This window comes from Legionella sp. W05-934-2 (assembly GCF_964199965.1).
Classification (GTDB): Bacteria; Pseudomonadota; Gammaproteobacteria; order Legionellales; family Legionellaceae; genus JAFIFT01.
Genome location: NZ_CAXMZT010000009.1, coordinates 117355 through 128693 on the forward strand (window position 1 = coordinate 117355; position 11339 = coordinate 128693).

The window sequence follows — 11339 nt, forward strand, 5'->3', positions numbered from 1 at the left end:
CCTTTGGGCCAAAAATATTCTTGGCTCAAATATGCTTGATACAGAAATTGTCGTACAAACACCTTGGTCAAGTGTTTTAAGAATTAGCACACCCGAAGGTCCATTTTATCTTAAGCAAACGCCACCCACTCTATTTATCGAAGTTGATATCCTTCAAAAATACCGCAACTTATGCAAAATAACTGATATCCCAGAAGTCATTGCAGAGAACAAAAATTTACACTGCTTTTTAATGAAGGAGTGCGGAGATGCAACACTGCGCACTTTGTTTGATGGGCATCTCAAGATTGATCTGTTAGTTCAGGGCCTGCAAGTTTACAATGCTATGCAAAGGGCAACAGTGCCACATGTTGCTGTGTTTATTCAAGCCGGTGTGCCAGACTGGCGCCTTAAACAATTTCCAACTTTGTATCAAGATCTCGTTGGCAATGAATCTTTTTTAACGGTTAATGGATTAGAGACGTCACAGATTAAGATATTACAAGATGCAATGATGAGTCTAGAGGCACTATGCCAAGAGCTTTCAAGTTATGGGATACCAGAATGTCTTAATCATTCTGATTTCCACGAGAATAATATGTTATTCAGTAGCACCACAAAAAAAATTAGTATTATCGATCTGGGTGAAACGGCTATCAATCATCCATTCTTCTCCCTTGCTGCTTTCCTTAAAATTCCAGGCAATCGCTATAAAGTACCAATGGACTCCACAGACTATCACATACTTCATGATACCTGTTTTCAGGGATGGCTGTCCTCTAATGAGGATTTACAAAAAGCAGTAGAACTTACCGAAAAGTTGCTCCCCATCTATTTGCTTTTTGCACATATGCGGTTAGTTAATGCAACGTGCCCTATTGCACTTGGTACTATTCCGCGGATGAATAATCGTGTTAAAGAAGCTTTTCTGTGGTTTATAAAAAATCTCAGAACTATCCGTTAACATTTCAGTGGTAAATCAAATTAATTGAGGCTAAATGTATTAATATCTCCCTGTATACCTCACAACACACACAATAACGCCGATAATTATAGCGTCAGTTACTTTATCAATTTTTATATTTCCCCAATTATCATTTTCGGCCCGCAATTCAAATGGATTAAATTCTTTTGATAAGGTCAGTTGTTTATATCTTCGTACAATAACCTCATTTTCTTCGTTAAGCTGTGCTGCAACTAAACTTCCTGGATGCAGTTCAGAATTGGGATCAATAATCAAAATATCATTAACTCTTAATTCAGGGTGCATACTCTCATCTTTCATTTTTAGAGCAAATGCATTTTCTCCAAGACGAGTACTAAGCTCAGAAGAAATCGGTATAAAGCTTATTTCATCTGAATTATGTTCGTTCCTAACCCTTTGAATGAATCCTTTAGGATCGCAGGCTTGTTGATGATCGAGCATTGGAACCAATGACCCTAATCCTGGAATTTTTTTTGGACGTTTCTCATCGGTTAGGCACATCAAATAAGCAGGTGAAATATCTAGTGCTCTAGCAAGTTGTTTTATTTCTTCAGGCCCTGGAGTTCTATCACCTCGCTCCCAATTGCTAATTCTTGATTGTTTAAGATCATCAGTTAACTCCTCAAGGGCCTTTCTAGTTAATCCTTTTGCTATCCGTTCTTCTTGAATTCTTTGACCAATTTTTTCTTTTATATTCATATTAACCAACCCTATTAATCCCATATTGTGAAAATATATATTGACAACGCACCGAATGGTGGTAAATTAAAATAATTATTTACACGAATCGTACGATTCAAGTAGTAGTTAATAGTAAATATACCATATAAAAAAAATAATAACGAATTTGTACACGGATTGAGAGTGAATAGTGGATTTTTTAATTAATGACAAAGAACTTGCTGCTTTATGTGGGATGCCACACCTTCAGCAACTGGCTTACCTAAGAGGGATAAGGCCATATATGGATGTCAAAACAGGATTAGTCGGCATAAAGCGCGGAATCAGCTATCAATCGATAGCAGAGCAACTTTATATTGAGCCGCATCAAGGCATTAAAAGCGAGAGCTACTCACGCATGCAAATACGCCGTGCCTTATCTGCTTTGGGGCGAGCAGGGCTTATTACACCACAATCCGAAGGTTTAAAATTAATTTTAAGATGCGAATTAGCTACAATGGGTTATTCCGTCCAAAATAAACTAGACCTAAACCAGACACAGCAACTAGACCCAGCTAAAAATCAGCAACGCCTTATAAATACTGGCTTATCAAAGACAGACCCACTAAAAGCCGGCATAGATAAATCTCCAAAAGCCGACACACCTCTAAAAGAAGATAATTATTATATTTTTTTATTAACACAATTCGAAAAATTTTGGGATTTGTACCCGCTAAAAAAATCAAAGCAAAAAGCATGGGAAGCATTTCAAGCGCTTAATCTCACACCTGAGTTGCCAATACAAATTTATTCGGCTTTACAACAACAAATCCAGTTTTATCAACAACAGCATAGCCAAGGCCAATGGGTTGCTGCTTGGAAATATCCTGCCAATTGGTTAGCACAACATTGTTGGGAAGATGAAATTCAAAGTGATACGTGTCAGGAGACAAATAATGCAGTCCATGAAACAAATTATAAGAAACAACCCATTAGAGACAGCTTCTGGGAGTCATGTAAATCAGGCATTGAAGAAGAAACCGATGACAACATCATCGACCTTAGCGCCTACCGAGGAAGGTCGCAAGCGCATTGATCGATTATTTTTGAGGTTTGCAGCTATGTACGGACAGGTTTGGCGTAGTCAATTTAAAAGCGATGAGTTTTTAGTTTTTGTTAAAGGTGAATGGCAACAAGGACTACTTACCTATGCGGATAACATTCTTGATATGGCAATTGATTTATGTCGAAAAAATAAGGAACTACCGCCAACCTTACCCCAATTTATTGATTTTTGTAAAAATTGTTCCAAGAGAAGTTCATTTTTTGTACCTGATGCAGCTCCCAAAAACAATAACCCTGAAGTGGCTAAAACCCAATTACTGAAAATGAAACACATTTTAAATATGAAAGTTAACTAAAAAGGAGAAGAAGATGTTGAGTTTAACTAGAAGAGTCGGTGAAAGCATTGTTATTGGAGAAGATATATTTATCACAGTTCTATGTTGTAAAGGGAATCAGGTACGCATTGGGTTTAATGCACCCAATTCAGTAGCCATCCACCGTTATGAAATTTATCAAAAAATTCAATCTGAAAAGCACGATGGTTTGGCTGATCCAACAAAGAAATTTTGCCCATCAATGCAGCAATCAATCCTCAATCACCATTAAAAAGGAGGGATAACATGTCTTTATTAAATCAGTTCAGAAGTAACGTGTTAAGCAGTATTAATGCTCACATTGGAAAGATTTTCATGCTTATTTGCTTGCTAATAATGGCTCAAGGAACCTTTGCAGCGGATGCTTTATCCGCTGCAGAAGAAGTAGTTAAGGATACCTACAATGGTTCGATAAAAACCTATCTTTATGTCGGAGAAGCTGTAGCGGCTGTTGTTACCTTGATGTTTACTCGAAATATTAAAACGCTTGGCGGCGTTGGGGCGATGGCTATTTTTCTAAATGTCGTTGCAATGCTAGCAGGGGTTTAAGATGGAAGATCCGAGAAAATACAAAACACCCCAATATCTTAATGAGCCTTATCGATTGATTATTTTTACACTCGATGAGGTCATGGCAGCAGCACTAACTCTCTACGTATTTGGGGCTGTTTGTGGTTTTTTTGTTACCTCATTGATTCTAACCTGTGCGTTTCTATTTCTTATGAAACGCATGAAGGGTAATGAAGGTCCCTATTTTTATATCCACCTTTTTTATTGGTTCTTTTCCCTATCACCTAAGTTGCGGGCAACACCACCGTCATGGATTAGATCTTTTTTGGGGTAACAGATGAAAATAGAACAAAAAAAATCCGAGTTAATGAAGGAAAAAAAGACCAGGGTTTTGCTCGTAGGTATTAGTAGTGTGCTGCTAGCTATGACATTTATGCAATCAATTACCATTGTGGCCTTATTGCATTATGCTCATAGCAAACATGAAACCCATTTCATCCCACCTAAAATATCTCAAGAATTTACACTTTCTGGAACAGGTGTTTCGGAAGGCTATTTAAGAGACATGACCAATTTCTTAACGCAACTTCGTTTTAATATCACTTCAAGTTCGGCCACTTACCAATTTAATGCACTCTTAGGCTATGTGGCTCCCTCACTGTATGGGGACATCAGGGCGCAATTGGTTAAGGAAGTCGAACAAATCAACCACGAACATTTATCCAGCGTGTTTTATCCATCGACTTTTGAAATTGATATCAAACATTTGAGCGTAAAAGTAATAGGACAGATGAAACGTTTTGTTGGAGCGGATTTGATGTCTGATGTACGGGAGACTTTTTTGATTAGGTATTCCTATGAGTATGGCCTGTTGAAACTAACGAATCTTGAGAAGGTGTAATCATGAAACAAATGGCAATGATATTCAGCTTAGGCTTATTAATAGCAACAGCAGAAGGTGCCCAAATAAAAACAGTCAGAAATTATGAAGATATTTTCATTAATGCCTCAATTAAAGAACCCAATAATCTGATGTTAGAGGATGATCGCATTCAGCAAATAAAAGCACCTGGCAACACTCTGGTTGATGCATGCAATGGGAAGGCGAATTGCAAATTAATTGATGATACGACGGGTATTCTTACTTTTTTGCCATCGCCTCTTTACCACACGCGAGCTTTTACTATCAATTTGCTGACTGAAAAAGGCTTTTTTTACAACGTGCGTGTAGAGCCAAAACCCATTGCTTCACAAACAATCGTTTTTAAATCCTATAAAAACCCTGTAATTCGTGCCCGTGACCCACGTACTTCAAGCTACGAAAAGGTAATGGTTGGTTTTTTAAGAGCACTGGTTAATGGGTATTTGCCAGAAGGTTTTACCCAAACAATACCTAAAAAGCCTTCGGTCTATAAAGCGCAAAAAACACAGCTAAAACGCTTGTTGACAGTTAAAGGCAATCGTATGAGAGGTGAAATTTTTGAGTTAAAGAACGTAACCAATCAGCCTATTGATGCCAAAGAGTCTTGGTTTAATTGGCCTGGAACCAAAGGGGTGGCGCTTGCTAAAACCCATTTAGCGCCGTTTGAAACTACTCGATTGTACAGGATTAGCTAACATGTCTATTCAACTTAAAAAACAACAACAGATCCTTTTAGGGGTTGTTATCGGCGCTATAGTGTTGGTGATTGCGTGCTTTGCCTTATTGGGAAACAAGAGTGTTAAATCCAAAGAGGTGGATAAACCCGCCTATAAAAAACACAGCTTAGCCAGCCCGATATCTATGACCATTAATGAATCCCATTGGATTGAGAAAACACAAAATGCCTGGCGAGCTGAGCTTGCAAAATCAGAACTCTTTGATAAAAACCTCAAGGCATTAGGTGATGAAAAAGACAAGCAAAGCAAGCTCATTACCTCGCAAAAAGATGAACTATCTGAAATGAAATCCACACTTTCTGAGTTAAAGCATCAAATAGTTAAACTACAAATGGAGCGTACTACCCCAGTAGGCGGGGCATTAAAAAACAATGAGCCACAAAATGGGTTGTTACCCCGAGCAGATGAAGCGGCCTCGAGCAACTCCATGGAGATGGATTCGGGATTTATTCAATACACAGCTAAGTTAAATAAAAAATCCAAGCCACGAATCAAAACACCCAATAATTACGTTTTCTCCAATACCTTTGCTAAAGCAGTTGTTTTACAAGGAGCTGATGCATCTGCAGGAGTTTTAAGCCAAGCAAATCCCGACATTATGATATTTCAAATAGTGGATGATGGAGTGATGCCGAATAAATACAGGGCACCACTTAAAGGCTGTATGGTAAGTGCTTCTGTAATTGGCGATATTTCCAGTGAGCGAGGAAAGTTTCGTACCGAACGATTAAGTTGCATTCATTCCAATGGCACCAATATCGACATCCAGGTTACGGGCATCATTTCGGATTCTAAAAACGGAATTCGTGGCCGTGCAGTATGGCGTGATGAGCCGATGGTGAAAAAAGCTTTTTGGGGGAACTTCTGGGAAAGCATGGGCAATATTGGCCAGCAATATTCCACTGATTACAGCACCTCGCCACTTGGAAGTGTATCAACCATTCAAGCAGGAAAAATTCCTCTCGCGGCTGTTTCTAGTGGCGGATCGGGCGCTGCAAAAATGTATGCGCAATACAACATCAAGCGTGCTGAAATGTACCACCCGATTATTCAATTGCCTCCAATGGTTACAGTAGATGTAACTTTTCTTAAGGGTTTTTGGCTTGATGGGGGAACGGACACTAATGCCCCTGAACAACCAGAAGAAAGCCAAAATTCCAAAGTAGCTTTTGAAGCCCCTGCCGAGTCTGAGACTGCTGAAGAAAAAGCTGCCAACCAATTTTTCTATAAAAACCACTCTTTCTAAGGATATATAGATCATGAAAATTCTAATTACTTTATTACTGTTGCCCTGTGTTGTTTTGACCGGTTGCGCCAAATTGAATGAGGACTTTGATTGCCCAGCTCCCAATGGAGGAACGTGCAAACGTATGGATCAGGTTTATGACATGGTGAATGGTAAGGGCAAATCCCTGGCTGTAACCCCCAGCCGAAATCCTTTGGTGATGGATGGGCGACCTGGTCAGCCTGTGCGTTATGGAGAAGGGGTGATGCCTCTTTGGATAGCACCTTATGAAGACACTGATGGCAATTATCATCAAGCCAATCGAGTGTACAGCGTTGTTAAGGAAGGACAGTGGATGCAGCAGTCACAATTGGCTTTAAAATAAGGGGAGCCATTATGTTGTCAACTATAAAAAAAGCGCGTCTTGCAGTTAAAAAAACAAGCACTACTTTAAGTCATGCAACAGGCTCGCTATTGGAAACATTGCGAGAAGAGCTTGGCATGACTGATGCGCATCATAAAAAGCAAATCGAAGCGCTGTTGGATACTTATTGCTTAGCACCTTATTTGCCAGATGAGGTCTACGATTCGGAAGCCGACATTTATCCCTACAAACAAGCCTCTCATATGATGTTTGAATGCTCAACACTGATTGGTGCCAGTGAAGAAACCGTGACTATTCTCACCAGTATATTAACGGATATTTTGCCACCGGAAAGTTGTTTTCATGCTTTGTTTTGGGCATCACCTAAAATTGGCCACATGATTGATGAAATGGAACATCAACGTAATCAAGGCAGTGATGTTTTAAAAGCACTGGCACATCGACGAGCTGAGTTTTACCGCAAAGGGGTGTACAGCTCATTAACTAAAGAAAGCAATTTTGTTTTGCGTGATTTTCGTTTGTTTTTGTGTATTTCAATTCCACGCAAATCCATAGAAGACGATCGCTTGTTGCTTGGTAGTTTGCGCGAAGACATCAGCAACAATCTAAAGTCAGTCAATATTGTTTGTAAGGAACTGTCTGTTGAACAAGTGATTAGCTTAAAGCGGGAGTGGCTCTTTCCAACCGACAGCTTGTATGAAGAAAAAACCAATTACGATACCAATACTGAAATTCGTTTTCAACTGACTGACATTGAAGCGAGTATGCGGGTTAAATCCAATCAAATAGAGATTGAGCGAGAAGAAGATACGAGGGTGATTAAATGCTTGTCCGTCAGGCAATATCCTAAATCCCCTGTGCAATGGCAAATGGGTGATTTATTTGGAAAAATGTTTAATACCTCTTTGCAAATAAGTTGTCCCTTTCTTTTTAGTTTTGCAATACGAATTAAAGATAAAGATAAGGTGATGGCGGCATTAGATGCCAAGTATGCTGATGAAGGTCAAAATGCCAAACAACCTTTTATTGCCAAATGGGTCAAAAATTTTAACAAAAAATACGCAGAAATTGAGGAGTTAAGAGAGCGGCTCAGTGGCGATGATTCTTTGGTTGATTCCTATTATAACGTCTTATTGTTTACAACGCCTGCCAATGTCCGTCGCGATGTACGACGTGCCAAGGATGTATTTCGTGGTAACCAATTTGATTTACGCACGCCAACAGGTTTGCAGTTACAAACACTTCTAGCCTCCATGCCCTTTGCACCTGCTGAAGGTATGTTTGATGATTACAAATCATTTGGACGGGTAAGACCTTTAACCAGTTTTAATACGGTTAACTTATTACCTATCCAGGGGGAATGGAAAGGGGCAGGACGATTTGCTCAGGTCTATCCACAAAGACGGGGGCAATTTACCGCTATTTATTTTTTTGACAACGTAGTCAGAAACTATAATGTCGCTATTGTAGCTCCTCCTGGAAAAGGAAAATCCTTTTTAATGAATGACTACATTCAAAGTCTGTTATCCCAGGGGGGCTTTGTTTATATCATTGATGTGGGCGGTTCCTACGCAAAATCTTGTGAGATGTTAAACGGACAGCTTATTGATTTTAATCATGACACCGAAATTAGCCTAAACCTCTTTTCCACAATTGATGCGCAAGCCAAAAATGATACTGCATTTAAAGACGTTCACAATCAGCTAATACAACTTGTAGGTATGATGGCAAGACCATCAGGTAACGTCAGTGATGAAGAACGAAGTCATATTGAGAAAGCCATTGAGGCGATGTGGCGACAACATCATAATGCTACAACTATTACTCTTATTGCTCATCACTTAGAAAGTAGTAACGATCCTATTTCTCAAAATATTGGGCGTCTGTTGTATAGCTATACTAAAAACGGTCGTTATGGCAGTTATTTTGAGCCGCCTTGTTCGCTGGATTTTAAAAGAAATTTAGTTATTTTAGAGTTGGGTGGTCTTGATGGAAATAAGGACTTGCAACGCATTGTATTGAAAATCTTAATGTATCAAATCACCAATGCAATGTATTACACGCCAAAGCACATTCCCAAAAGTTGCTTGATTGATGAATCCTACGAATTACTTTCAGACAATGGCACGGGGGGCAGTGCTAACTTTGTTAACGAGGGCTATCGGCGTGCGCCTAAATACGGTGGTAATTTTATTACAGTGACTCATGGCTTAGATGATTATGAAAACAATCCAACTGCCAAAATGTGTTACGACAACGCCTATTATAAAATCTTTTTAGGTGCCTCCAAAAGTACGATTGACACTTTAAAAACGAGTAATCAGTTGGATGCTTATGGCGAGCGTTTAATCCGAAGCCTTAAAATAACTAATGAATACTCTGAGTTTTTAATGATGTGTGAAGAGAATTCAACAGTGCATCGTTTGATTGTCGATCCATTTTCACGCGTCCTAAACACCACAAGAGGCCCAGAAGTAGAAGCCTTGAAACGATTAATGGCAACAGGTTTGCCATTGGCTGATGCCATTTCCAAAGTTGCCCTGGAGGTGTATGGCTATGTTTAAGGCAACTCAAGTATCTCTTTTGACCGCACTCATCACCAGCATCTTAGTTAATGGGATTTTTTATAGTGCTTTGAGACGGCCAGATATTGCAACCGTTGATATCGTGTCAATCACCTCCCAATTTATCAAAGAGGAAGCGCAAAAAAATCATTCCAACCTTGAGAAAGAAGCAGCGATTAAAGCATTTTCGCATCATTTGGAAGCAGCGTTACAAGATTTGTCCCAATCCAAATCGTTGGTGTTATTGCCGAAGGAAGCAGTAATTAAAGGCAGCACTGATTATACAGCCACCCTCATGACGATGATCAAATTGGAGCATAAATCGTGAAAAAGCTTCTGTTGATTATTTGCATGTTCTATCTCCCTTTTGCAGAGGCTAAAGACTATGGTGTTTTTGGCAAAACCTTTGAAATAGCTGAAATGGATTTTTTAGAGTACATCCAGCAAAAAATGAAGGGGATGCAGGCTAATGGGGAATGGAAGACCATACAATTTGAGTTTAAAAAACGGGTAAAAGAACATATTGCACGTCCAACGCCTACTCGTTTGCTGAGAGCTGAAGTCAATAGAACCTGGTTTTTTAATCCATCACTTACCGTACCTTACGATGTGAAGGACAGTCACGACCAAGTGATTGTTAAACAAGGCACAATAATTAATCCCTTAGATAGAGTGGGCTTGAGTAGCACTCTCCTGTTTTTTGACGGGGATGATGAAGCCCAGGTTGCATGGGTTACCCAGGAATTAACGCAGCACCAAAAAGTAAAATTAATCCTCACCTCAGGCTCTGTAAAGGATGTTGCGAAACAATTAAAGCAAGCTATTTATTTTGATTTGAATGGATTTTTGGTTGCCAAATTTCAAATAAAGCACTTGCCGGTCAGGGTTTTTCAAGCAGGGAAGCGGTTGCAAATTAATGAGGTGACTGTATGAAAGCCTTTTTTGTTTTTCTTGCATTTTTAGCTTCTGGGTTGACCCAGGCAGGCTCTTGTCATGGTCGTTTTGTTAATCCCATTACGGATGTCTGTTGGTCGTGTTTGTTTCCATTCAGTTTAGGGCAAGCCAATCTCGTTTCCTCCAATCATTTGCCAGACACTAAAAACCCTAAACTGCCTGTTTGTGAATGTCCAGGAAATCCTATACCACGATTTGGATTAACAATGGGTTATTGGGAGCCTGTGAATTTAGTGGATGTAACCCGAACTCCTTTTTGTCTGGTTAATTTAGGGGGGATTTCTTTAAATTTTGGCAAGTATTATCGCAAAGGTGCGGTGGAAACAGACAGTAATTTATCCAATCAATCTTTTTACCACGTGCACTGGTACAAGTTCCCATTGATGTATTGGTTGAATGTATTAACCGATGGTATTTGTGTTGAGAAAGGGGATTTTGACATTGCTTATCCGAGTGAATTGGATGTGATGTGGAATGATGATGAGCTAGGTTTCATCATTAATCCTGAGGCGGTATTGTTTGGTAGTTTACCCGCACAAGCGGCTTGCGCTGCTGATTCAAGTACCGCTTTATTGGGCAGTGCGATTGACAAACTCTTTTGGTGCGCAGGCGCTCAGGGAAGCATGTACCCTTTAACGGGGCATGTGCAAGAACATGTTGGAGGGGTTCAGGCATCAGTCTTACTGTCTGAGCGTATGAATTTTAAACTGCATCGCCAGGGATTATTGGAAGACACAGTAGGACTTGACGATTCGACAAGCAGCGCAAAATCCATTTGTCATACTCATTATTCCCCTATTTTGCCCAAATCACGCTACCGCTATCAAATGGTCAATCCTTTACCGACTACTAATGCCTGTTATCCCCTTGGGCGAGCTACGACCCTATGGGAGGCAGGGCACGAATATCCGTTTAAGGGCGAGGATTTTGGGTATCTGATCTGGCGCAAACGCAATTGTTGCGCCTTTTAACGATTAGG

At 39.8% G+C, this 11339-nt stretch carries 15 protein-coding genes; 14 read left to right on the forward strand and 1 reads right to left on the reverse strand.

All coding sequences use genetic code 11. The features are described from left to right. Window positions 1-31: 31 nt before the first annotated feature. Window positions 32-943: a phosphotransferase gene (locus AB3348_RS11290; protein WP_367607709.1), complete on the forward strand. Its 912-nt coding sequence runs from the start codon at window positions 32-34 to the stop codon at window positions 941-943. Window positions 944-982: 39 nt separating this feature from the next. Here the strand turns inward: AB3348_RS11290 and AB3348_RS11295 are convergent, their stop codons facing one another. Beyond that, the gene (locus AB3348_RS11295; protein WP_367607710.1) at window positions 983-1663 is read right to left on the reverse strand and encodes a helix-turn-helix domain-containing protein; all 681 of its coding nucleotides are present in this window, start codon (window positions 1661-1663) and stop codon (window positions 983-985) included. Window positions 1664-1835: 172 nt separating this feature from the next. On the opposite strand from AB3348_RS11295, the gene AB3348_RS11300 reads away from it, so the two are divergent. Genes AB3348_RS11300 through traU form a run of 13 tightly spaced genes read left to right on the forward strand, consistent with a single transcriptional unit; the run spans window position 1836 to window position 11331 of the window. Further along, window positions 1836-2720, forward strand: a complete 885-nt coding sequence (locus AB3348_RS11300) for a hypothetical protein (protein WP_367607711.1) — start codon at window positions 1836-1838, stop codon at window positions 2718-2720. 25 nt (window positions 2721-2745) lie between these two features. Beyond that, window positions 2746-3045 carry a Vir protein gene (locus AB3348_RS11305; RefSeq protein ID WP_367607712.1) on the forward strand — a complete coding sequence of 100 codons (300 nt, stop codon included), beginning with the start codon at window positions 2746-2748 and terminating at the stop codon, window positions 3043-3045. Between the two features lie 13 nt (window positions 3046-3058). Next, the gene (csrA, locus tag AB3348_RS11310) at window positions 3059-3295 is read left to right on the forward strand and encodes a carbon storage regulator CsrA (RefSeq protein ID WP_010947807.1); all 237 of its coding nucleotides are present in this window, start codon (window positions 3059-3061) and stop codon (window positions 3293-3295) included. Between the two features lie 14 nt (window positions 3296-3309). Beyond that, a complete protein-coding gene (locus AB3348_RS11315) occupies window positions 3310-3612 on the forward strand; it encodes a fimbrial protein (RefSeq protein ID WP_367607713.1) in 303 nt (100 codons plus the stop codon). 1 nt (window position 3613) lies between these two features. Next, on the forward strand, window positions 3614-3907 hold the full coding sequence (gene traL / locus AB3348_RS11320; protein ID WP_367607714.1) for a type IV conjugative transfer system protein TraL: 294 nt from the start codon (window positions 3614-3616) through the stop codon (window positions 3905-3907). Between the two features lie 3 nt (window positions 3908-3910). Beyond that, window positions 3911-4474 (forward strand): type IV conjugative transfer system protein TraE, encoded by a 564-nt coding sequence (traE, locus tag AB3348_RS11325; RefSeq protein ID WP_367607715.1) that lies wholly within the window; start codon window positions 3911-3913, stop codon window positions 4472-4474. Window positions 4475-4476: 2 nt separating this feature from the next. Next, window positions 4477-5190 (forward strand): type-F conjugative transfer system secretin TraK, encoded by a 714-nt coding sequence (gene traK, locus AB3348_RS11330; RefSeq protein WP_131774936.1) that lies wholly within the window; start codon window positions 4477-4479, stop codon window positions 5188-5190. Continuing rightward, a complete protein-coding gene (locus AB3348_RS11335; protein ID WP_367607716.1) occupies window positions 5159-6478 on the forward strand; it encodes a TrbI/VirB10 family protein in 1320 nt (439 codons plus the stop codon). Before traK ends, AB3348_RS11335 begins: the two co-directional genes overlap by 32 nt. A gap of 13 nt (window positions 6479-6491) precedes the next feature. Next, a complete protein-coding gene (traV, locus tag AB3348_RS11340) occupies window positions 6492-6842 on the forward strand; it encodes a type IV conjugative transfer system lipoprotein TraV (protein WP_045096609.1) in 351 nt (116 codons plus the stop codon). An 11-nt stretch (window positions 6843-6853) separates the two neighbouring features. Continuing rightward, window positions 6854-9406, forward strand: a complete 2553-nt coding sequence (gene traC, locus AB3348_RS11345; RefSeq protein ID WP_367607717.1) for a type IV secretion system protein TraC — start codon at window positions 6854-6856, stop codon at window positions 9404-9406. Next, entirely contained in the window at window positions 9399-9734 is a 336-nt protein-coding gene (locus tag AB3348_RS11350; RefSeq protein WP_367607718.1) for a TrbI F-type domain-containing protein, read from the forward strand. Before traC ends, AB3348_RS11350 begins: the two co-directional genes overlap by 8 nt. Beyond that, window positions 9731-10339 carry a type-F conjugative transfer system protein TraW gene (gene traW, locus AB3348_RS11355; protein ID WP_367607719.1) on the forward strand — a complete coding sequence of 203 codons (609 nt, stop codon included), beginning with the start codon at window positions 9731-9733 and terminating at the stop codon, window positions 10337-10339. The genes AB3348_RS11350 and traW overlap by 4 nt, the downstream gene beginning before the upstream one ends. Then, a complete protein-coding gene (traU, locus tag AB3348_RS11360; RefSeq protein ID WP_131774932.1) occupies window positions 10336-11331 on the forward strand; it encodes a conjugal transfer pilus assembly protein TraU in 996 nt (331 codons plus the stop codon). Before traW ends, traU begins: the two co-directional genes overlap by 4 nt. The last annotated feature ends 8 nt before the right edge of the window (window positions 11332-11339 follow it).